We start from the raw sequence: 21,686 nt of genomic DNA on the forward strand, positions 1-21,686 counted from the left end.
TTCTAGAACTTCAATGACCGGAAGGTCATCCACTTGAAGTTTTCGATAAGGTTTATTTACGGGCTGTTCAGTAGGTTTAACGAACATGCTTTTACCAATCAATAAAGTAAGCAATGTTCGAATGAGTTGTTCTTGATAGTTTATAAAAGTTAATAAATAGGTTATAATTTGAGGGTACAAATTGTCACTTCCATTCTTGGTTGTTGGGTGTGTGGTAACCTCAATTATCCAAAGAATTTAGGGGGTGGCAATTTTTTTGCCTATAAAGCCCTCTATGGAGATATTTTATAACCTATTTCTTATAGAAGTTTTGACAATACGTACTAATCTTTTTTATGCCAAATCTTTCTGACAAAAATCAAGTAAAACAGCGTCGGCATAGGAGCCTGAATTAATCCGATAATTCCCCATAGCCAATAATTATGTCCATGCTTCCTTGCATCCAAAAATAAGAACGTGCTCTGGACAATTAAGATAATCCCAACAACTAATAATAAAGGAAGGGAGATTTCTTCATTATTCATGTACCATCCACCTGCTTAACAAAGCTGACTGTACTATAAGCAATAATAAAAAAAGTGACAATTCCCTGCAGAATAAAAAACACAACTGGCAGCTGATACAGCATAAATAAAACAGAACTTACAATGAGGAGAGCCATAACAATAAAGATAGCCAGATCCTTCATTAATTTCTTTTTCATCATTTGTTTTTGTTCTATTACCAATTGTTCAAAAAATTGCAGATCAGGTGTATACACTGGAACATTCTCCTCCAGCGATTCCAATCCGTCCTCTATTTGTTTTATAGCAGCCAGATAACTTTCATCTTGATGTTCGTGTTCGAGCGGCAGCACTTTTCGGTTCGTCATGAAGTTTCAACTCCTCTCTTACAGCCATTATTCCGTTATGAACCCTTGATTTAACCGTACCAGCGGATATTTTCAACATCTCGCCTATTTCTTCATAGGAATAGCCATAGTAATGTTTAAGAATAATAGGAATCCGAATATCTTCTTTAAGTTTTCCAAGAGCTGATAAGGTATCGTTCCATTCTTCATTTCTGCTTTCAAGCTGCCACTTTATCCTTCTGAATGCTTCTTCCTGCTGTTTCCATTTTTTCTCTCTTTTTGACTTCCTCTTCCGATCAATATATAAATGGGTTGCAATTGAAATCAGCCAAGAGGAAAACTTGGCTTTGCCATTAAACATGCCGATTTTTTCAACACATTTGGCCATCGTTTCCTGAGCAAGATCTTCAGCTGTGTCAGGATTCATCGTGATTTTGATTAAGTACTTAACAAGAAAGGGATAGTTATTTTTAAATAGCATGGCAAAAGCGAGCTGATCTCCTCGTTTAGCGCTTAATATAAGGTCTTTCTCGTCCATCAGCCTCTTTCCTCTCTTCCCTATCGTCCCATTGTATACTTGTTATTTCACTTATAAGACGCTTAAGAGATGAATTCGTTCATTATTTTTGGCTCTTTTCTCAAAAATGTTGTTTTTACTTATAAATTCTGCCCGCTGATTTCAGCACGGGGACTTAATCTTTCCGCGGGGAGGAATGGGAGCCTCCGGCGTCTCCCACATCCCTCACTTCCCGCAGGACATTGGGAAAGCACCCCTGAATAAACACCCCACGAAGGAAATGTAGAGCATTTTCGAGGAGTCAAGTGCCCTCCGCTACAAACAACTCAGTTGTATTGCAGTTGAAAAACAACAAACTTTACGAAAACAGTATTATGATTATTTTTTACTCAAACAAAAAGCCCCTATTTAAAGGGACTTTTAACCTAATAATACATTATACTGTACCCGTTTGTTCCAAAGAATGTGTTTCAATATTTTTTCAAATTTTTTCGTTAGCTTTGGCAAAACAAGACTGTAAAAGATACCTACGAAGGCTAAACAACCGCCTACCATCCAATAAAGCATCTCCACCTTGAACAATACCGGGAAGCTAACTGCAATAAACCCAAGTGTTAAAGATTGGGACAGCATCATTAATGGACTAATCCATCCCTGTACCCTTCCCATCATTTTGGGATCGACAATACTTGGCATCCAGCCTCCTATGGCAATATTCACCAAAGGAAGGCCAAAGGCTGCAGCAAATAATAGGGCGAGGAAGATATGCGTATTTCCTGCAAATGAAGCAGCAATAATAAAACTTCCCGAAATCAGCAATCCGGAAATAATCAGCTGATAAAGTTTAAATTTTTGAGTAAGCAATGAGGCAGCAAAGCTTCCGATAAGAACGCCAATTCCAAAGGTTATACCGAGCAAGATTGAGTATTCTTCATAGGATTGCGGCTCGAGCTTATACTTCAGCATAAAAATAGGCATCACTGAAAACCCGCCATTTACCACACCGAAAACAAAGAAACCAACAAGCAAGGCTGATAGTAATTTGTGCTGCAGAATATACTTCATCCCGATAGTAAAATCCTTAAAGACAAGCGGGATATTGAGATCCTTTAGCCTATGGCTCCCATTAGGCAAACGGACTTCCGCCGGGATGCGGCATGTTTTTATTAGCCATGCACTTACAATAAAGGTAATTGTATCGGCCAAAATGGCACCGTAAACCCCGACTGTCCAGTATACAAGAATGCCTAGGCCATTGCCAAACAGCATGAAGAGACTCATGACAACCTGGTTCAATCCAGCAGCAGTTGTGTAATCTTCACTTTTCAATATCCCTTGTATCATTGCATGTTCAGCAGGGAAGAAGAATTTCTGAATTGCACTCCTTAAAAATAATACAGCAAAAACAAGCGGCATCCAGCCGATGATAATGGTCATCAAGAGGACAATTGACAGCAAAGCACTGATCCAATCACAATAATAAGCTATTTTCTGCCGGTCCATTCTGTCTGCAAACACACCAACAAGGAAAAATACAGCCAAAGTCGGCACTGAAAACATTAGCTCCGTCAAGGTGGCATAGAAAGGCTGTTCTGTAAAGCGATCGAGAAGAAAAAACATAAATGCAGTTAGGCCGATTGTACTGCCCATCTGTGAAGTAAAATTGGCAAGGAATAATTTCACATAATTGGCATTTTGAAAAATCTCTTTAAATTTCCTCATCGGTTTTTACCTCTGTTTCCCAGTTTTATAACTAAATTTTACAGCGGCATTTCTTTTTTCATAAGCGGCTGCTGATGGTTTTGGTCTCCTCCTTAAGGCTGAGAAAGCAGAAAAACCACTTTAAATGACACCTAGTTTTATATAAATTGATGGTTTCCTGCACAATTAACCGAAATTATGAGATCCCTTATACTTGCTGAACTGATTTTTCCGGTTGAATAGCTATTTTTCATCAAGTTCAGTATAAATATCGTCAACTTAGCTAATATATCGTCAACTTAGCCAATTTATCATCAACTTCCCTAATATATGATCAAGTTCAGGCATTTTACCGGCCAAGCCCAAAAAAAGCCTGGACATTTAAAGTCCAAGCCTTCCCCGGTTATTCAAATGTCCCTTTAATAAGCGCTTCACCATTCCTGCCATTTTCTTTCCGAGGGCAAATTCAGAAAGGATTGAAAGATCTTCTTTATTCAGCAGCACCAGATCAGCATCCTTTCCCACTTCAACTGTACCTTTGGATTGAAGCTTTAAAATTGCATCAGGATTTTTCGTAATTACAGATATAGCGTCTTCAAGGGACACTCCCTCATTTAATAAACTCCTCTTCCCTTCCTAAACAATCAACATTTTCTACTATTTTATCTATTTGGTTTCTTTCAGTGCAAGGCTTGTATAAGCCCTTTCCAACTATACCGCTTATTGGAAAACACACAGGTAATTATTCACACTTTATCAGGAATGGTTTATCAGCTCTGCACCCTGGGTAAATTCCTAGTACAAACGACATTATCTATTAATCGATTAATATAAAAAACTATTAAAAAGGAGTTAGTAAAAATGAAAGAAATTATTTCTACAAATGTTCTAGTACAAAATAAATTTACCATGAAAAAAATGCTGGAAATCTACCAGGCATCAAAACAATTTACAGGCACTACCTATTTATACAGCAAACATAAAACTGTGGATGCCTCAAACCTATCCAAACTGGTTTCTTTCCTGCTGACAGTCAAACCGCAAACAACACTTAAAATCATAGTTGAAGGAAACGAAGTGCAGAATCACCTGGAAAAAATCAAAAAAATGTGTACGAGCCATGTTTCTGTATCACGCATGACAGAGAAGCGTTTTATTAATTCTTCAGAAACCATTCAAATCTAATAAAAAAGACAAGCTTGTTTTATTGAAAAGGGGACGGGGTGAATATTTATGATACGCACTATTTTTATGGTAGTTGGAGCAATTGTGGTAATCGGTGCTATTATTAGCTGGTTATTCTAAACTACAAATGTTAAAAAGGTCTGGTGAACACCAGGCCTTTTCATTATAAACAGCTGCCCTCGTCCGTTAAAATCTTGAATCTTTAGGAAAGAGCCGTTTCACTCATTGAAAACTAATGATATTCCCTGCCAATTCATCATAATTCTTTTCTGCCATGTCCATTGCCTCCCAAAAAGTAAAAAAGAGTACAGTTTTTAAACTGCACTCTAAAATTCTATTAATTAATCTTTCTTCTTTTCTTTATCTTTGCCTTTGCCTTTTTCTTTCTCTTTATTCCATTTCTTTTCCCACTTTTCTTTTTCCTTTTCAATCTTTTCCTTTATCTTTTCAGCTTCCTTTTTCATGTTTTCTTCCCAAGCTTTTCGTTGCTGCTCCTTTTTTCTCTGTTCCATAAGTGCAGCAATTTGAGGAACATTAAAAGATACTGGCTCCTGATCCTTTAAGGCTCCTGACATGATTTCCCGGAATATTGGCGCCGTTCCTTCACTGCTTGATGTCGTAAGATAATTGTTTGCATCTGTTTTATCATGCCCTACCCAAACTGCACCTACCAGCTGTGGCGTATAACCTACAAACCATTGATCTTTAACACCATCTATTCCTGGAATTGTCATTTGTGTACTGCCAGTTTTTCCAGCTACTTCCCTGCCGGGAATCTGGGCAGCTTTTCCTGTGCCGTGCTGAACTACCCCCAGCAGCATCGTTGTCACTTTTTCTGCTGTGTCTTTTGAAATGACTCTTGTATTCTTCCCTTTCCATTCCGCAACAGTCTCTCCATCTTTACTGACTATCTTAGTGATGGAGTGGGCTTCAGGCCTTTCACCGCCATTTGCAAAAACAGCATATCCCTGCGCCATCGTTAAGGGGGAAACCCCTTCACTTGTACCCCCGAGTGCAAGTGCGAGATTTTGGTTTATAGCTTCCTCCGGTATTCCAAACCTTTTTGCAGCATCTACACCTTTATCCATGCCGATTTCATCAAGAAGCCAAACAGCAGGGACATTTAGGGAATCCTTGACTGCTTCGTACATTGGAACGTTCCCGCGGAATTGTCCATTATAATTTTTTGGCTCATAGTCTTTTCCAAATGTCATTTTTTCATCTTTTAATTCATCCGTGATATTCCAGCCCATTTCAAGCGCAGCTGCATAAGGGACGATAGGCTTCATGGTTGATCCAGGCTGTCCCACCTTATGGACAGCTCGGTTATGGCCTAAAAGAGTATGCTCTCCCCGGCCGCCTGCAAGAGCCCGAATGCCGCCATTATGGGGGTCAAGCAGGATGGCGCCGCTTTGAACCATTTGATCGCCAGTTCCTTGAGGAAATAATGCATCATTCTTATAGGCTTCTTCTACACCGGTTTGCATGTCCTGGTTCAGTTCTGTATAGATTTGATAACCGTCACTTAGAAGCTCGTCGAGTGTCAGATTGTATTTTTTAATGGCTTCCTCAAGTACTACATCTACATAATAAGGGTATTTCCCTTTAAGGGGATCTCCGCCGCTATCATCAAAAACAAGCTGTTCATTTTTAGCTTTTTCCCATTCCTTTTCACTAATAAAGTTATGTTCCTTCATTCGATCAAGCACCAAATTTCTTCGTTCGATGGCTTTCTCTTCACTTTGATAAGGATTAATAGCCGAAGGTGCTTTAACAAGTCCTGCCAGCAAAGCTGCCTCACTTATTGTGAGATCTTCTACATCCTTTGCATAGTACTTCATCGCTGCCCGCTTAATCCCCCAGGCTCCTTCACCAAAATAAACCTGGTTTAAATACATTTGCAGGATTTCATCTTTGGTATATTCCCTTTCAATTTCAAGGGCCAGAAAAAATTCTTCCAATTTCCTTTTATAAGTTCTCTCGTCAGACAAAAGGGCATTTTTAGTCAGCTGCTGGGTGAGCGTACTGCCTCCCTCAACTATGTCCCCTGCCTTCATATTTGTGAAAAATGCTCTGCCGATTCCCTTTAAATCTATCCCGCCATGCTCATAAAAACGGTGGTCTTCTATGGCAATAATAGCATTCTTCATATGTTCAGGAATTTGATCAATAGAAATTCCCTCATTTTTATTTGCTGAGATTTTGCTGGCAATTTCTCCATTTGCGTCATATATAATTGTGGATTGGGCCAGCCCGGCTTCAAGTGCACTAATATCGGCATCTTTGTATGAGAAGTAAACGAAACTTAAAAATGCCAAAACTAATGTGGATGCAAGTAATATGGATACTTGTGTTAAGTGCAGTTTTTTCCATGTGGATTGAAATTTAGTAATAAATAAATTTTTTTTGTTCCTCATAAGTCCTCCAAATAAAACTCCTTTATGGCTGCTTTGCATTAAATATTGCTGCTTTTCTTATGGTTAAACTAAATTTTATAAAGCAGCTATCAGTCTATACCGATATCAGCATAACTGCAAAGAAAAAGTTTTTATATAGTATTTTGTTCCCAACAAAAAATTGAGAATCCGCCTGACATGAACATTTACCCAAAAATCATGCTGTTAACACCCAATTAAATCCTGTAACATCATAAAAAGTGGCTCTATCCTCATAAATTGCTATTTTTACTTATAAAGTCTGCCCGTTAATTTACTCTGCTGCTTTCACAACGGGGAGGAATGAGAGCTTCCTCGGCTTCCTCTGTATGGTTTCCCACTCCCTCTCTTCTGAGCAGGACATCGGAAAAAGCAGCCTTAAATAAACTCCTCGCCATTAGAAAATGCGAATGCATTTTCGAGGAGTCAGGTTCCCTCCGCTACAACCAACGCATTTGGTTAGACTTAATTATCCGCCCGTAAAGCAGCAGACTTTACGAAATTAGCCTAAAAAAAAGAAAAGCAATCAAAGAGTTCCGAATGCTTTCCTTTTTTATTGATCTGCTTGTACGGGTACTTCTGCTGGCTGTCCGGAAACCTTTGCTGATTTTGTATTTTCCAAAAGAAGAGATTCCATATACATATAAACAATTTGTTTGGTCTTATCATTAGCCTGCAGGATATCAAGATGCTGCAGACATTTTTTAATTGTCGGATGGATCCCTTTTTTGATTTCCGGCCTCATTCTGCACACCCCAATTCATAAGTATTACTAAAATTTTCGCTGCTTTATTGTTTTTTATGGGGGGAAATAAACATATCTTTTTTCCTCAGCCGCTAAAATGACTAGATTGATTTTTTCTTAGGCGGGTATATATACGTATATTCATTTCTATTCCTAACGAGAGGGTGATGAAAAATGAGCTTGCAGTTTAACCGAATAATTGTTGGTTATGATAATACAGCTGGCAGCAGAAATGCTTTAAATTTGGCAATTGGATTAGCAAAAGAAAATCCAGAATCCCATTTGCTGGTTGCTCAGGTCTTTGAAGAAAAAGTTGAGAATGTTCCTGTCAGCAATGAAAAAGCCGTAGAGCCATTCAGAACAAATGGCTATTTGCTTGAAGGCATTCAAGTCCCCCCTCTTCCGGTCTATCATGATGAAGCCAATACGACAACACACGCCAAAGTTTCACATAGTGTAGACCAAGCCATTTTCAACGCAAGAGAAATCATTGAGCCATATAACATTAAAGCTAAGTTCGAGGTTCTCGAGGGAAACCCGGCTAATAGCATATGTGACTATGCTGCTGTTGAAAATGCTGATTTAATTATAGTCGGAAACTCCGGCAAAGGCGGATTAAAGAGAATGTTTTGGGAAGCACAAGTGCCAAAATTGCCGAAAACGCTCCATGTCCAGTGCTAATTGCTAAAGACAAGGACAATCTTAAGTAATATATATAAAAAGCAGCCCGGGAATTGGGCTGCTTTTCTTGGTATTCTATAAATCTAAGCTTTGGAGATAGCGCAGCAAGATCCTTTCATTGCAAAAACGGCCAAACAATAAAAGTGCCAGGAAGCTGAAAATAATTCTAGCCCAAAAAGCCAGAGTTTTCTGCTGCCAGTTCTTCAAACCGCTCCTTGGACGAAGCTTCATCAAAACTGCTGTAAATGCGGAAATGATCCTGATCAATAATCCTGTAGTGCTGGCTTATGATATTTTGCTGAAGAATTAAACCACTGCTTCTCTTAATTTCACGCCACCAAATCTTACCGCCAAGCGTCTTTTCCTTTCTATAGTCGATGCCTTCTCTTGCAACCGTTTCCAAAACCTCAAGCGGTTCATTTCCAAAAAGGAATCTGACAGTTTCCGTTTCCCGAAACAATGCACAAACAGCCACAACTGTTGACCATCCGGCTTCTGCTCTCCCTTTTTCTATTTGTACCAATGTTTTCTTGGAGACGCCAATTATTTCTGCCATTTTATCCTGCGTATACCCAGCTTCTGTACGAATGAGTCGAATTTTATCAGATACCTTTAATATTATTTCATCTCTTGTCAATGCAGCTTCATTCCTTTTCAGTAATGGTGTAAATTTACACCTGATTATTTTATTATAAAAGAAATAGTGTCAAAATTTCAAATAAAATAAACTGATGATACAAAGATGCCTTTTTTACTGAACACCTCCTGTAATTTCCCATTAAATTTACAAAGGATTTTGCTGTTATCTATCGAAATTTATTGAATAGACTTTTTTTATGTGAAAGAGTGGAGGTTAAGATGGCAATCGAAACAAATGATGTCGTATTGGAATTTTTGCATAGCAAGAAAGAAACCCTTTTGAGGGAATGGAAAGAAAAAGTCCTAATCAATGACGAGGATCCTTATAGAGATAAGATTAGAGACAACGCGGATGCGATGTTCCATCTAGTTATTCAATTCTTATCAAAGGAAGAACAGGAACTTGAAAAATACATTCAGCAGCTCGCCTACAAAGTTGCGGAAGAGCGTGTGAAAGCTGAAATAAACATCGGTGACTTTCTTTACAATGTGAATCTGGGACGTTCCATTTTCCAAAAACATTTGAACCATATTGAGATTAACTATCATAAGCTTCAGGAATATCATGAAAAGATTAGTTACTGCGTTGATAAATTTTTATATCATGCAGTTTCAAGATATACAGATGCGAAAGACCAGATTATTAAAGAAAAAACTCAATTTATTGATTCAACCCATAAAGACAGGTTAACTTTACTGGGACAAATGACATCCAGTTTCATTCACGAATTTAGAAACCCGCTCACTTCCGTACAGGGTTTCATTCAGCTATTAAAGTCAGAGCACCCTTCCATGAAGTATCTAGACATCATTTCCAATGAACTGGAACAGCTGAATTTCCGGATATCCCAGTTTTTGCTTCTTTCAAAAAAAGAATTGATCGGCAAAGAAAAAGTCATTTTCTCCCTAAATGAATTAATAGAAGAAGTTCTTATTTTCCTATATCCAAGCATTTTGGACGGAAAGGTAACGATATTAAAGAACTTGCAAGGTGATTTATACTTGAAAGGCTATGCAGATGAAATTCGCCAGGTATTAATTAATATTATTTTTAATGCTATTGATGTCCTTACCCAGTATCGCATTGATCCTGTAATCGATATTAAAAGCAGCTTAACGGAAAACGGGCAAATTAAGCTCGACATTGCCAACAATGGCCCAAGAATTCCTGATCATTTAGTTTCATCCATATTCGAACCGTTTGTAACGACCAAAACACTTGGAACCGGACTAGGATTATTTGTCTGCAGGGAAATCATCGAAAAGCATCAAGGGAAACTTACGTGCCACTCTGATACAGATCGGACTGTTTTTCGTATTATCCTCCCTACCTCTGTACAAAAGAAAGTATAGAATGATAAAGGCTGACTCCTTGGTTTCGAGAGTCAGCCTTTATTTTATATTTCACTCATGAAAGCTTTATAATTCTAAGACAAAACCAAATAAAAAGGGGAAATAAAAATGTTAAAAAGTGGTGGAATTCTAGGTGTAGGAAGCTATTTGCCGCCTCGTGTGGTAACAAATGATTTCTTCAAAGAGAAGTGCGGCATTTCTGGCAAAACCATTGAAAAAATGACAGGAATCAAGGAAAGAAGATTCACGGTTCCAGGCATCAACATGGCGGATATGGCCGTTGAAGCAGGAAAAGCTGCTCTTGAGCATGCGGATGTCGATCCTTCCGAAATCGATTTTGTCATCCTTTCTACGATTACACAGGAGCGAATCTATCCTTCCACAGCCTGCCAGGTCCAAAACCGCCTCGGCATCCCGACAACAGCTGGCGCCTATGATATGAGTGTTGGGTGTGCTGGCTTTGTATTTGCTCTTCTGAATGCCCTTCAATATGTCCAGACAGGGTTTGTAAGAAAAGTGCTGGTGGTTGGAGTTGAAGAATGTTCCCGAAACATGGAAGTGGAAAACAAAGAAGAAAGAAAAGTGAATATTCTGTTTGGTGACGGAGCAGGGGCTGCTGTCGTTGGCGAAGTGTCAGAAGGATTCGGTCTATTATCCTCTTCTGTCGGCTCAGATGGCTCTGGCTCTGAATATATGAGGGAAGATAAAAATCACAGACCATCGATGGACGGAGAAGCTATTTTCAAATTTGCTTCTACCCACATTCCGATGATTGTAAAGGACGCTTTGGTGAAAGCGGACTTGACCCTTGATGATTTGGATTATCTCGTACCGCATCAGGCAAATCTGCGAATTATTGAAAAAGCGGCACTTAACCTTGATTTTCCGATTAAAAAGGTTGCCACCCATGCAGTTCAGTACTACGGAAACACCTCTTCTGCGAGTGTCGCGCTCGCTCTTGCCGATGAAGTAAAGGCAGGAAGAATTAAAGAGGGAGACTATGTCGCCCTTGCAGGTTTCGGCTCAGGTTTGGCCTGGGCAGCAGCATTGATGAAATGGGGAAAGTAAAATAAAAAACACAGCGTTTGTATCCCTGTGTTTTTTAACAGGAACATTTATTTTTTCTATCTTATTTTAAAAGAGTAAAAAATTCTATATGTAATGAAAATAGTTCCTTTCACATTTTTTACTAATATTTAGAAATTTTATTTAAACTGTCAAACCATTTTATACAGAATATTCTTGTATTTACAGGGAAAGCGAAAAAATTCTTCTCAGGAAAATGACACCCAGTTTCATTCACGAATTTAGAAACCCGTTCACTTCCGTACGGGGGTTTATTCAGCTATTAAAGTCAGAACACCCTTCCATGACGTATCTAGACATCATTTCCAATGAACTGGAACAGCTGAATTTCCGGATATCCCAGTTTTTGCTCTCTTATAAAAAAAGAATTGACCGGTAAAGAAAAAGTCACTTTCTCCTAAATAAATGATTTTCCTATATCCAGGCATCTTGGACGGAAAGGTAAAGATATTTAAGAACTTGCAAAGTGATCTATACTTGAAAGGCTATGCAGATGAAATTCGCCGGGTATTAATTAGTATTATTTTTAATTCCATTGATGTCCTTACCCAGTATCGCATTGATCCTGTAATCGATATCAAAAGCAGCCTAACGGGAAATGGGCAAAATAAACTCGACATTGCCAATAATAGCCCAAGAATTCCTGATCATTTAGTTCCATCCATATTCGAACCTTTTGTAATGGCCAAAACACTTGGAACCGGACCAGGATTACTTGTCTGCAGGGAAATTATCAAAAAGCATCAGGGGAAACTTACGTGCCACTCTAATACAGATCGGACTGTTTTCGTATTATCCTCCTGCCTCTGAACAAAAGAAAGTATAGAGATAAAGGCTGACTCCCTGGTTTCGAGAGCAGCCTTTATTTTATATTTCATTCATGAAAGCTTTATAATATGTTTTTGGTTTTTTTTCCAAAAACTATGTATTATTTTATAGATTCCTATTATTATAGAAATATTTAGAAAGAAGGGGAGTTGCCTGTGTTTTGCTTAAAAGTAGATCAGGAAATTGAACTGCAGCTGTTTCAGCTGCATCATTCAGAAGAACTTTTCAACCTGGTGGATCGCAACCGAGAGCATTTAAGGGAATGGCTGCCCTGGGTGGATAATATGGCATCGCCTGTTCAGTATCATTCCATTATTCCGATATGGCTAAAGCAATTTGCTGATAATAACGGCTTTAACGCCGGCATTCGCTACAAACGCCAGCTTGCAGGATCAATTGGCTTTCATCAAATAGACTGGCACAACAGACAGACTAGCATGGGTTATTATCTTGCAAAGGGTTTTGAAGGAAAGGGAATTATGACTCGGTGTGCACAGGCCATGGTTAATCATGCTTTTTTTGATCTTAAATTAAACAGAGTAGAAATTCGCTGCGGAATCAGAAATTTGAAAAGCCGAGCGATTCCGGAAAGGCTCGGCTTTAAACAAGAGGGCATTATCCGTGACGGGGAGTATCTTTATAATCGATATCATGATCTTGCCGTGTACGGAATGCTGGCAAGAGACTGGCAATAGATCATGAAAGGAAGCCTGTCAGCAGGCTTCTTTTTAATTTTGATATTCCTTCAGAATAATTTTCTCAGCCGGTAAAAATTCATAAACAAGGGCCCAAATTTATATACAATGGTCTGCTCCTCTTTGACAAATCCTCCTTATCTTAGTGCATCCTGTTATTTTTTATCCATTAGTCGCTGTTAAACTTGCCTGTTAATTTCCCTCCAGGAGCTCAAGCTGTCAGCGGGCGGTCCGACGCTCCTCGGCACATTCGTCCTGTCGAGTCTCCCTTTGACACGCTTCTCCCGCAGGACATTGAATAAGCTTCCCCGAGTTAACACCTTGTCGTAAGGAAATACGGTAACATTTTCGCGGGATTAGCACCTTCCGCTCCAATCAACAGGGTGCTAATAATCAACAATCAGCTTTAGCACAGCCATCCATTAAAAAAACCGCTTGAATAGCGCATGCTCCAAATTCCGGGAAATCCTGAAGCAGCTTTCGCATTTTTTTCCTTTTCTTTGTTATCTCCTCCTTCATAAGGGTACTTTCATGGTAAGCCAAGCTTTTTGATCCAACTGCTTGTAAATTTTATGAATAAGGGAAAAGTACATATTATAAAGGAGGTGCGAAACCCCTTACATAGTATGTAAGGATTTTATATGACTATCCTTAACGTTATCTTATTATTCTTTCTAATCGCTTTAACAGCTTTTTTTGTCGCATCTGAATTTGCCATAGTAAAGGTACGCACTTCACGAATTGATCAGCTGATTTCAGAGGGCAACACCAAAGCTTATTCTGCGAAACGCGTCATCAGCAATCTCGATGAATATCTATCAGCCTGCCAGCTTGGCATCACCATTACAGCATTGGGCCTTGGCTGGCTTGGGGAGCCTACCATCGAGAGGCTGCTTCGCCCCGTATTTGAAAGCTTGAATTTGCAGGCATCCATTGCACATATTCTTTCCTTTGTAATTGCATTCGCAGTTGTAACCTTTCTCCATGTCGTCATTGGGGAGCTTGCTCCCAAAACATTTGCCATCCAAAAAGCCGAGGCGATAGCACTCGCTTTTTCAAGGCCGCTTATATGGTTTTATCGCCTGATGTATCCTTTTATTTGGATTCTGAACGGTTCCGCAAGAATTGTCACAGGGCTTTTCGGACTAAAGCCTGTATCTGAACATGAAATTGCCCATTCTGAGGAAGAATTGCGAATCATTTTATCCGAAAGCCTAAAAAGCGGAGAAATCAATCCATCAGAATTCAAGTATGTAGATCGAATCTTCGAATTCGATAACCGAATAGCCAAAGAAATTATGGTTCCGAGAACCGAAATTGTCAGCCTGCCGGAGGAATATTCCCTATCAGAAATACTTGACGTCATATTGGATGAGAGATATACCAGATACCCTGTCACATCCGGTGATAAGGATAATATTCTGGGCATTATCAACGTGAAAGAAATTTTGACTGATTGTGTAAGAAAACAATGTGAAGACGATAAACCTTTATTGCAGTATATTAAGCCTGTCATCAGAGTAATTGAAACCATCCCTATTCATGATTTGCTTCTGAAAATGCAGAAAGAGAGATCCCATATGGCCATCCTTCTTGATGAATATGGCGGCACAGCGGGCTTGGTTACAGTTGAGGACATACTAGAAGAGATCGTTGGGGAAATCAGGGATGAATTTGATACGGATGAACTGCCGCTTGTCCAAAAGCTGGATGAAGGCCATTTTATTCTGGACGCCAAGCTGCTGATTTCGGAGGCAAACGACCTTTTGGGCACTCACCTGAGTGAAGAAGAGGTTGATACAATTGGCGGATGGATTCTGACTCAAAAATATGATCTGGTCCAAGGTGATGTCGTCGAAGAAGAGGGCTACAAGTTTATTATCAAAGAAATCGATGGACACCATATCTCGTATATTGAAGTAATCAAGATGTAACCTCAGCATTTGGGATAAGTTCCAAGGGTGAATTTTTTCCTGGAACTTGTTCCAATGTTTTTTATTTTTCCGAATCTTTTTATTTCATATTTTAAGCATTTTTTCATAAAATAAAAGTAATCCATTTTGCCAAACTGCTACGTTTGACTGTATGGTTTGGGCTAAAGTATAATTAATTCTAACTATATCTCTTTAAGGAGCGATTCTCCAAAGGGATATAAGTACTCTAGAGCAGAGGTGATATGATGGGGCTTACTATCGTATCGGGGAATTAGCAAACATTGCTAATGTATCTAAAAGAACAATAGACTATTACACTAGCATCGGCCTTATAAAAGCGAAACGCTCGAAATCAAACTACCGAATTTATTCAGAAGATGTATTGTCTGATTTGAGGTTTATTGAAGAATGCAAAAAACTGCATCTTCCGCTTGAAGAGATTAAAAGAAAACTAGAAATGAAGACGAAAAGGGAGATTCATACAGGGGAAGTTGAAAAGCATATTGACACAGTTACACTGCAAATGAAGCAGCTTCACCAGGAGATTTCCGTTCTCATGCCGCTGATTAATACATTGGATGATGAACAGAAGGATGACCTATCCAAGAAATTGACTGCTGAAAGCACCGCATTGCTCCGTTCCCTTTCCAGCCTGACAAGCTAATCCCATTTTCACAATATCAGGAGGTGACACCCTGCCCGTTTTTGCGGGATTTGGGGAATTTATTTGGACATATTAAACTTGGTTTTTATAGCCATTTTAATTGCTTTAACGGCTTTTTTCGTAACATCGGAATTTGCCATTGTAAAAGTACGAAGTTCTAGGGTTGATCAATTAATTGAAGAAGGCAATAAAAATGCATCTGCTGCCAAAAAAGTGATTTCCAATTTGGATGAATACCTTTCAGCCTGCCAGCTTGGAATTACAATCACCGCTCTTGGCCTTGGCTGGCTTGGAGAACCGACAATTGAACATTTGCTGCGTCCGTTAATTAACCAGTTCAACTTGCCGGGTTCCATAGCTCAAGTGGTTTCAATAAGTATCGCATTTGCTTTTATTACCTTTCTTCATGTGGTTGTTGGCGAATTGGCTCCAAAGACGCTGGCTATTCAAAAAGCCGAAGCCGTTACTCTTTTAACAGCACGGCCTTTAATATGGTTCTACCGGATCATGTATCCGATCATCTGGGCATTGAATGGCTCAGCCCGTCTTTTAACCAGCATGTTTGGACTCAAGCCTGCTTCTGAACACGAATTGGCCCATTCGGAAGAAGAACTTCGCATTATTTTATCAGAAAGCTATGAAAGCGGCGAAATCAACCAATCTGAGTTTAAGTATGTAAATAAAATTTTTGAGTTTGACAATCGAATTGCGAAAGAAATCATGGTTCCGCGAACAGAAATTGTCTCACTCTCAAAAGATGATACACTGGAAAACTTTCTTCAAATCGTCCAGGAAGAAAAATTTACCCGTTATCCAATTATAGATGGAGACAAAGACCATATTATCGGGATGGTTAATATTAAAGAAGTCATGACAGACCTGATCATGAACCGTGAGTTATCCTCAAGCACTCTTGAATCGTATATTCGCCCAATCATCAGAGTCATAGACAGCATACCGATTCATGAGCTGCTTCTTAAAATGCAGAAGGACCGCATCCATATGGCGATATTAATGGATGAGTACGGCGGAACTTCCGGTCTCGTAACAGTTGAGGATATTATCGAAGAAATTGTTGGGGAAATCCGTGATGAATTTGATATGGATGAAGTTCCAATGGTCAGAACGACCAATGAAGGACAGTATATCATTGATGCAAAAGTTCTTGTCAGTGAGGTAAATGACCTTCTTGGAACGGATATTAATGATGAAGATGTTGATACCATCGGAGGCTGGATTTTGACAGAAAATTATGAAGCCAAGCAAGGTGATACAATCCAGCATGAACAGTACCGCTTCAAAATTCATGAAATGGAAGACCACCATATTAAGTATATTGAAGTAACAGCTATCCCTGAAACAGAAGAACCCGCCCCTTCAAAAAAAATACCTTTAACTGAGACTGAGGTATTATCATAAAAATCGATCAAAAGGAGCAGCCTATATAGGCTGCTCCTTTCTTATATTCTAAAGCACTGACCGAAAGGTTAAAGAATGGATACAAATAAACCCGAAGCTCTACTGTTCTCTGGGAATCATAATGGTAAATTTGGTGCCTTTCCCTTTTTCACTGCTGACAGTTATTATTCCGTTATGAAGCTGGACCAGCTGCTTTACAATGGACAGCCCAATGCCAAATTCACCAAAGGAATGGTTGGTCCTGGATAAATCCGCTTTATAAAAGCGCAGCCAGATGGACTCGACTTCTTGAGGATCGATGCCGATTCCAGTGTCTTCAATTTCAATAATGGTTTCTGAAGGGGTCTCCTTTCCCCTTAAAAATATGGCGCCTTTCTCAGTAAATTGAATGCTGTTCTTGACGATGTTCACGAGAATTTGAATTAGGCGATCATAATCCGCATAAACAGAAATGTCTTCTTCTGCCTTAATGTAGATTTCATTCCCTTTTTCCTCCGCCTGAATTTCAAGCTGTTCCTTTACAATCTCGAAGGCATCCATCAAATTGATGTCCATTTTATTAAGCTGAAGCTGATTAGACCTGATTTTCTCATAATCAAGATTCTCATTTACAAGACGAATAAGCCTTTTAGCCTCCCGATCAATCAGTACCATTCCTTTTGCTTTTTCCTCTTCCGGTATCAGTCCATTTTTAATGCCCTCTGCCACCCCGCTGATTGTCGTAAGCGGGGTTCTCAGTTCGTGGGACACGTCTGCAATGAATTTTCTCCTTCTATTTTCCAGACGTTTTATTTCTTCATTTGATTCCTTAAGCTTGGCAGCCATTTCATTAAAATCTTTGGCGAGATCGCCAATTTCATCCCTGTATGTATATGGTACATTTACATCATAATTCCCTGAAGAAATCATGGAAGCTGCATTTCGAAGATCTGTAATTCTTTTAATTAAGTTTTTGGATAGAACAAGACTCAATAATATAGTGGCTGTTAGTGAAATAATGATGGTATATAATAAAAAACGGTTTAGCTGGCTGACTACTTCCATTGCACCGGTAATTGGCGATAATAGCAGCACGCCGCCAATTAGCCTGCCACCCTGCATGTAAGGAAGGGCAACCAATGTTACTTCCTGATCGAAACGCTTGATATCATGTTTGACAGAAACTGGGTTGCCTTTTGAGATTTCAGTCCATTCAGCATTTGTCAGCTGGATCATCGGATCTGATTGTAACTCCGGGTATAAAACCCTTCCTTTATTGTCAAAGAGAATATATTTTATATTCCTTGCGTCCAGCAGCTGGCTGTATTCCGTTAAAAATTGTTCGTTCCCTTCAATTCGAACCGTTAAATCAGTTAAGATCTGCTCTCCATAAGAATTCAGTTCATCCACTTTGTTCCCGAAAATATAATTTTCAACAAACTGGGAAAACAGCAGGCTCAATAAAAGGAAAGCTAAGATCAATATACTGACATGGCTGATCAGCAACTGATAAAAATATTTAATTTTCATTTTCCGCATCCGTCTCATCAAATTTATAGCCCACTCCCCAAACTGTATGGATAAAAGGCTGTTTTGCAGTGCCTACTTTTTTCCGGAGCCGCTTTATATGTACATCAACTGTCCGTTCATCTCCGTAAAACTGATATCCCCACACACTGTCAAGCAGCTGTTCACGTGTAAAAACCTGCTTGGGATGCTTCACTAGATAATACAGCAGGTCAAACTCCTTTGGAGTCAGATTGTTAAGAAGCTGGCCATTGTAATAGGCCTCCCTTGACTCTTTGCTGATTTTGAAGTATTCACTGGAAACAAATTGACCGTCCTCATCTGATGCCGTTTCAGCTTGAAACCGACGCGTTACAGCTTTAATCCTTGCCATAAGTGCTAGCGGACTGAATGGTTTAGTCACATAATCATCTGCCCCCATTTCAAGTCCTAATACCTGGTCTGATTCACTGTCTTTAGCCGTAAGCATAATGATTGGCACCTTGCTTAATTCCCTGATTTTCCTGCAAAGAGATACACCATCCATGATAGGAAGCATCCAGTCCACAATGATCAGATCCCATTTTTCTTTATTGAATCGCTCAAAGCCCTCCTGGCCATCATGGACAAAAACGCCCTGATAACCCTCTTTCATAAAAAACATCTCAAGCATTGAGCAGACACTTTCGTTATCTTCTACAACAAGAATTTTCATTTCCTCCACCATCCCGGGATATACTTCTTTTCTTAAATGTAATCTAAATTGCCGTGTCTTTTCAATGACTAGCTCCGTCCTTTCAATTTTTCATTAGAAAAATAGCATTTTATTCATGTTTTGCCTATTTGTTGGGACATGATAAAGAAGAATCAATGATAAAAAGGAGTAGTGATACAATGAAAAAGAATTTGCACACAATACTAGTTTTTTGTTTAGTACTATTCAATTCTGCCTTTTCAGCAAACGCAGAAACAGCACCGAAAGAAAACCCAAATCACGGGCAGCATCATGCACACCATCATCGCATGATTGATGAAACCCTGTTAAAGAACTTGCTGGAAAAAGGTTATACCAAAAAGGAGATCTTCATAGCTGTCCACATAGCAAAGCATTCGAAACAAAAGGTAGAAGATGTTTTAGCTTTTTATAAACAGAATGAATCATCATGGGAGAAAACAGCCCAGCATTATGGAGTGGATCTAGAAAAAATTAAGAATCATCACCATCACATGGATAAGTTCCTTGAGAAAAATAAAGAGGTTGTTCTCCAAACCGTATCAAAGTATTCAGGGAAAACACCTCAAGATTTGCAAGGCTATCTTGAAAAAGGAATCCCTTTGCGTTCCCTGGTTTCAGGTGCAGCCATGGCTAAAGCCGCAAATAAAGATTTAGACGATGTAATGAAAATGAAAGAACAAGGGAAATCATTTCATGAAATTAAAAAGGAACTAAATTTGGAAAAAGAGCAAATCCATACAGAAATGAGAAAACTAGTAGATGAAATTCAAAAAAATATTAAAGAAAAAGAATAAACCTAGAAAACCGCAGATGTTAATACTCTGCGGTTTCGTTTTGGTGTAACCAGGATTATAATTGAAAAGGAGGTGTTTCCCATGAAAGATGAAAATCCTATGCAGTCCCAGGCCGACTTGGATGAAGAAACTTTGTTCATGGTCTCCCAGACATTCAAAGCTTTATCAGATCCGACCAGACTGAGAATTTTGCATCTATTATTCCATGGAGAGTATTCGGTTAATGAAATAGCTGAAAAACTATCACTTCTTCAGTCAACCGTTTCTCACCAGCTTCGCTTTTTAAAGAACCTTAGATTGGTAAAATTCCGCAGGGAAGGAACTACTCTTTTTTACAGCCATGACGATGAACATGTCATTAGTTTATTGAAGCAAGCTATTGAACACAGCCAGCATTCCTGAATAAAGCTGTCCTCCGGCCCAATGCCTGTGTAGATTAATTGCAGCTCTCATGATGGCCCGGACAGCCTTCTCTTTCCCCTTCAACCTGTATCGTGCTGTGCTCAATGCCATATTCATCATGCAGGAGCGATTGGGCTTTATGAAGGACAGCATCATGGCCCCCTGCATGCTCAATAACGAGGTGGCAGCTTAAAGATGGGAAGCCGGAAGTAATCGTCCAAATGTGAAGATCGTGGACATCCTTGACATGGGTAATGCTGAGAAGCTTCTTTTTAACTTCATCAGGATTCAGATGAGAAGGAGTTCCCTCCATTAAAATATGAAATGATTCTTTTACAACTCTCCACCCGCTTATTAAAATTAGCACTGCCACAATTACACTGGCAACCGGATCTGCAATGCCCCATCCGAAAAAGTAGATAAGAAGTGCAGCTGAGATAGCTCCAACTGAGCCAAGCAGATCCCCGAGGACATGCAAAAAAGCACTTCTTACATTCAAATTGTGATCTTTATCGCCTTTCATTAAGATAAAGGCAGCAGCAATGTTTACAAGCAGCCCGATAGATGAGATCACGAGCATTCCCAGGCTTTGAACTGCCGGAGGCTCAAGTATGCGATGATAGGCTTCATAGAAAATATAAAATGAAATCAGAAGCAGCGTAATTCCATTTATTGATGCAGCAATAATTTCAAATCTCTTATAGCCAAACGTCTTCGAATTTGTCGCCTTCCTTTCTCCCATTTTGATGGCCAGAAAGCTTAAGCCAAGTGCAGCAGCATCGCTGAGCATGTGGCCTGCATCCGACAATAGCGCCAGACTATTAGTCAGAATACCTCCGATTACCTCCACAATCATGAAAGAAGCAATTAGGACAAATGCCCACATAAGTGCTTTTTTATTGCCTGTATGATGGTGATCATGCGAATGCCCGTGTCCCATACTATACACCCCTTTTATATGAATATATGCTCATATATATTATGCATGACATTTCTTTATCGTTCAATGCTTTTATTTCTTCCCTCATTATATTTAGACTAATTTTTAAAAATATAACAAACTAGAATGTAAAGATGACTGCTGGTATTTCCTGTGTAAAAATTTGAACGAAATGCTTGAACACTTCCCCCAAAATGCCCTCTTAGGCAAGGAATGGACCCCACTATTTTTTCCGGCTAATCAATAAGGTCAATCATACCAATAGCAGAAGAGATGACCATTCCTTAAAAAATGGCACCCTTTAACTCAACTGAGCATTAAAATAATGGTTAAAATAAAGCAAAATACACCAAGGAGTGTAACGGTAGATTTCATATTTCTAATCGAAACAAAGTTGATTCACTACCTGCTATAAGACCCGAATTAATGATAAAAGCACCTTTATAAAAGGCTGTGTTAAAGCTTATTGTTGATTTTAGCACCCTGTTGATTGGAGCGGAAGGTACGAGACTCCTGCGGGAGAAGCGTGTCAGCGGGAGACCCCGCAGGTGCGAATGCACCGAGGAGCGTCGGACCGCCCGCGGAAAGCGAGTGCCT

22 protein-coding genes and 2 pseudogenes are annotated in these 21,686 nt (G+C 39.3%); 12 read left to right on the top strand and 12 right to left on the bottom strand.

Annotated features, from left to right (window positions below; all coding sequences use genetic code 11):
* The 6 genes and pseudogenes from L634_RS0123230 to L634_RS0123255 form a co-directional block, all read right to left on the bottom strand.
* Positions 1-180: pseudogene (locus tag L634_RS0123230) on the bottom strand (DDE-type integrase/transposase/recombinase); the annotation flags it as partial.
* Between the two features lie 143 nt (positions 181-323).
* Positions 324-524, bottom strand: coding sequence for a hypothetical protein (locus L634_RS0123235; protein WP_026584516.1), 201 nt, complete (start codon positions 522-524; stop codon positions 324-326).
* Complete coding sequence (locus L634_RS0123240; RefSeq protein WP_026584517.1) at positions 521-871, bottom strand: YxlC family protein; 351 nt, start codon at positions 869-871, stop codon at positions 521-523. Before L634_RS0123240 ends, L634_RS0123235 begins: the two co-directional genes overlap by 4 nt.
* Positions 825-1,388, bottom strand: a complete 564-nt coding sequence (gene sigY / locus L634_RS0123245; RefSeq protein ID WP_026584518.1) for an RNA polymerase sigma factor SigY — start codon at positions 1,386-1,388, stop codon at positions 825-827. The genes L634_RS0123240 and sigY overlap by 47 nt, the downstream gene beginning before the upstream one ends.
* A gap of 399 nt (positions 1,389-1,787) precedes the next feature.
* Entirely contained in the window at positions 1,788-3,089 is a 1,302-nt protein-coding gene (locus L634_RS0123250; RefSeq protein ID WP_026584519.1) for an MFS transporter, read from the bottom strand.
* A 360-nt stretch (positions 3,090-3,449) separates the two neighbouring features.
* On the bottom strand, positions 3,450-3,674 hold the full coding sequence (locus tag L634_RS0123255; RefSeq protein ID WP_026584520.1) for an amidohydrolase family protein: 225 nt from the start codon (positions 3,672-3,674) through the stop codon (positions 3,450-3,452).
* Positions 3,675-3,929: 255 nt separating this feature from the next.
* Here L634_RS0123255 and L634_RS0123260 point away from each other — a divergent pair, with 255 nt between their 5' ends.
* Positions 3,930-4,253, top strand: a complete 324-nt coding sequence (locus L634_RS0123260) for an HPr family phosphocarrier protein (RefSeq protein ID WP_026584521.1) — start codon at positions 3,930-3,932, stop codon at positions 4,251-4,253.
* 341 nt (positions 4,254-4,594) lie between these two features.
* Here L634_RS0123260 and L634_RS0123265 read toward each other — a convergent pair whose 3' ends face one another.
* Together L634_RS0123265 and L634_RS0123275 are read right to left on the bottom strand one after the other, a co-directional pair.
* A complete protein-coding gene (locus L634_RS0123265) occupies positions 4,595-6,670 on the bottom strand; it encodes a transglycosylase domain-containing protein (RefSeq protein WP_034263119.1) in 2,076 nt (691 codons plus the stop codon).
* Between the two features lie 571 nt (positions 6,671-7,241).
* A complete protein-coding gene (locus L634_RS0123275; RefSeq protein WP_026584523.1) occupies positions 7,242-7,433 on the bottom strand; it encodes a hypothetical protein in 192 nt (63 codons plus the stop codon).
* Positions 7,434-7,607: 174 nt separating this feature from the next.
* Here L634_RS0123275 and L634_RS31605 point away from each other — a divergent pair.
* Positions 7,608-8,143, top strand: a pseudogene (locus tag L634_RS31605) (universal stress protein).
* Between the two features lie 137 nt (positions 8,144-8,280).
* Here L634_RS31605 and L634_RS0123285 read toward each other — a convergent pair.
* Complete coding sequence (locus L634_RS0123285; RefSeq protein ID WP_026584524.1) at positions 8,281-8,751, bottom strand: helix-turn-helix transcriptional regulator; 471 nt, start codon at positions 8,749-8,751, stop codon at positions 8,281-8,283.
* Between the two features lie 221 nt (positions 8,752-8,972).
* Here L634_RS0123285 and L634_RS0123290 point away from each other — a divergent pair, with 221 nt between their 5' ends.
* The 8 genes from L634_RS0123290 (at position 8,973) to L634_RS0123335 (ending at position 16,732) form a co-directional block, all read left to right on the top strand.
* Entirely contained in the window at positions 8,973-10,106 is a 1,134-nt protein-coding gene (locus L634_RS0123290; RefSeq protein WP_026584525.1) for a histidine kinase N-terminal domain-containing protein, read from the top strand.
* A gap of 108 nt (positions 10,107-10,214) precedes the next feature.
* Positions 10,215-11,174 carry a 3-oxoacyl-ACP synthase III family protein gene (locus tag L634_RS0123295; RefSeq protein ID WP_034263117.1) on the top strand — a complete coding sequence of 320 codons (960 nt, stop codon included), beginning with the start codon at positions 10,215-10,217 and terminating at the stop codon, positions 11,172-11,174.
* 214 nt (positions 11,175-11,388) lie between these two features.
* On the top strand, positions 11,389-11,571 hold the full coding sequence (locus L634_RS34470; protein ID WP_232233828.1) for a histidine kinase dimerization/phospho-acceptor domain-containing protein: 183 nt from the start codon (positions 11,389-11,391) through the stop codon (positions 11,569-11,571).
* A gap of 98 nt (positions 11,572-11,669) precedes the next feature.
* On the top strand, positions 11,670-12,002 hold the full coding sequence (locus tag L634_RS34475; RefSeq protein ID WP_026584527.1) for an ATP-binding protein: 333 nt from the start codon (positions 11,670-11,672) through the stop codon (positions 12,000-12,002).
* Positions 12,003-12,175: 173 nt separating this feature from the next.
* Positions 12,176-12,715, top strand: coding sequence for a GNAT family N-acetyltransferase (locus L634_RS0123310; RefSeq protein ID WP_026584528.1), 540 nt, complete (start codon positions 12,176-12,178; stop codon positions 12,713-12,715).
* Between the two features lie 641 nt (positions 12,716-13,356).
* Positions 13,357-14,649, top strand: a complete 1,293-nt coding sequence (locus L634_RS0123320; protein ID WP_026584529.1) for a hemolysin family protein — start codon at positions 13,357-13,359, stop codon at positions 14,647-14,649.
* A gap of 262 nt (positions 14,650-14,911) precedes the next feature.
* A complete protein-coding gene (locus tag L634_RS0123330; protein ID WP_084028972.1) occupies positions 14,912-15,313 on the top strand; it encodes a MerR family transcriptional regulator in 402 nt (133 codons plus the stop codon).
* A 63-nt stretch (positions 15,314-15,376) separates the two neighbouring features.
* Positions 15,377-16,732: a hemolysin family protein gene (locus L634_RS0123335; protein WP_026584531.1), complete on the top strand. Its 1,356-nt coding sequence runs from the start codon at positions 15,377-15,379 to the stop codon at positions 16,730-16,732.
* A 99-nt stretch (positions 16,733-16,831) separates the two neighbouring features.
* Here the strand turns inward: L634_RS0123335 and L634_RS0123340 are convergent, their stop codons facing one another.
* Positions 16,832-18,241 carry a sensor histidine kinase gene (locus L634_RS0123340; RefSeq protein WP_026584532.1) on the bottom strand — a complete coding sequence of 470 codons (1,410 nt, stop codon included), beginning with the start codon at positions 18,239-18,241 and terminating at the stop codon, positions 16,832-16,834.
* On the bottom strand, positions 18,231-18,932 hold the full coding sequence (locus L634_RS0123345; protein WP_026584533.1) for a response regulator transcription factor: 702 nt from the start codon (positions 18,930-18,932) through the stop codon (positions 18,231-18,233). Before L634_RS0123345 ends, L634_RS0123340 begins: the two co-directional genes overlap by 11 nt.
* Before the next feature lie 179 nt (positions 18,933-19,111).
* Here L634_RS0123345 and L634_RS0123350 point away from each other — a divergent pair, with 179 nt between their 5' ends.
* Positions 19,112-19,747, top strand: coding sequence for a hypothetical protein (locus L634_RS0123350; RefSeq protein ID WP_026584534.1), 636 nt, complete (start codon positions 19,112-19,114; stop codon positions 19,745-19,747).
* Between the two features lie 81 nt (positions 19,748-19,828).
* Positions 19,829-20,149, top strand: coding sequence for an ArsR/SmtB family transcription factor (locus L634_RS0123355; RefSeq protein WP_026584535.1), 321 nt, complete (start codon positions 19,829-19,831; stop codon positions 20,147-20,149).
* A 34-nt stretch (positions 20,150-20,183) separates the two neighbouring features.
* Here L634_RS0123355 and L634_RS0123360 read toward each other — a convergent pair whose 3' ends face one another.
* The gene (locus tag L634_RS0123360) at positions 20,184-21,089 is read right to left on the bottom strand and encodes a cation diffusion facilitator family transporter (protein WP_026584536.1); all 906 of its coding nucleotides are present in this window, start codon (positions 21,087-21,089) and stop codon (positions 20,184-20,186) included.
* Positions 21,090-21,686 lie beyond the last annotated feature (597 nt).

This window comes from Bacillus sp. J33 (genome assembly GCF_000518885.1).
Classification (GTDB): domain Bacteria; phylum Bacillota; class Bacilli; order Bacillales; family Cytobacillaceae; genus Cytobacillus.

What these genes read in the sequence shown, in the direction of transcription:
- L634_RS0123350 (WP_026584534.1), top strand. Translation starts at nt 19,112, where the DNA reads ATGAAAAAGAATTTGCACACAATACTAGTTTTTTGTTTAGTACTATTC.
- L634_RS0123360 (WP_026584536.1), bottom strand. Translation starts at nt 21,089, where the DNA reads ATGGGACACGGGCATTCGCATGATCACCATCATACAGGCAATAAAAAA.
- L634_RS0123250 (WP_026584519.1), bottom strand. Translation starts at nt 3,089, where the DNA reads ATGAGGAAATTTAAAGAGATTTTTCAAAATGCCAATTATGTGAAATTA.
- L634_RS0123320 (WP_026584529.1), top strand. Translation starts at nt 13,357, where the DNA reads ATGACTATCCTTAACGTTATCTTATTATTCTTTCTAATCGCTTTAACA.
- sigY (WP_026584518.1), bottom strand. Translation starts at nt 1,388, where the DNA reads ATGGACGAGAAAGACCTTATATTAAGCGCTAAACGAGGAGATCAGCTC.
- L634_RS0123265 (WP_034263119.1), bottom strand. Translation starts at nt 6,670, where the DNA reads ATGAGGAACAAAAAAAATTTATTTATTACTAAATTTCAATCCACATGG.
- L634_RS0123355 (WP_026584535.1), top strand. Translation starts at nt 19,829, where the DNA reads ATGAAAGATGAAAATCCTATGCAGTCCCAGGCCGACTTGGATGAAGAA.
- L634_RS0123275 (WP_026584523.1), bottom strand. Translation starts at nt 7,433, where the DNA reads ATGAGGCCGGAAATCAAAAAAGGGATCCATCCGACAATTAAAAAATGT.
- L634_RS0123295 (WP_034263117.1), top strand. Translation starts at nt 10,215, where the DNA reads ATGTTAAAAAGTGGTGGAATTCTAGGTGTAGGAAGCTATTTGCCGCCT.
- L634_RS0123345 (WP_026584533.1), bottom strand. Translation starts at nt 18,932, where the DNA reads ATGAAAATTCTTGTTGTAGAAGATAACGAAAGTGTCTGCTCAATGCTT.
- L634_RS34470 (WP_232233828.1), top strand. Translation starts at nt 11,389, where the DNA reads ATGACACCCAGTTTCATTCACGAATTTAGAAACCCGTTCACTTCCGTA.
- L634_RS0123235 (WP_026584516.1), bottom strand. Translation starts at nt 524, where the DNA reads ATGAATAATGAAGAAATCTCCCTTCCTTTATTATTAGTTGTTGGGATT.
- L634_RS0123240 (WP_026584517.1), bottom strand. Translation starts at nt 871, where the DNA reads ATGACGAACCGAAAAGTGCTGCCGCTCGAACACGAACATCAAGATGAA.
- L634_RS0123340 (WP_026584532.1), bottom strand. Translation starts at nt 18,241, where the DNA reads ATGAAAATTAAATATTTTTATCAGTTGCTGATCAGCCATGTCAGTATA.
- L634_RS0123260 (WP_026584521.1), top strand. Translation starts at nt 3,930, where the DNA reads ATGAAAGAAATTATTTCTACAAATGTTCTAGTACAAAATAAATTTACC.
- L634_RS0123290 (WP_026584525.1), top strand. Translation starts at nt 8,973, where the DNA reads ATGGCAATCGAAACAAATGATGTCGTATTGGAATTTTTGCATAGCAAG.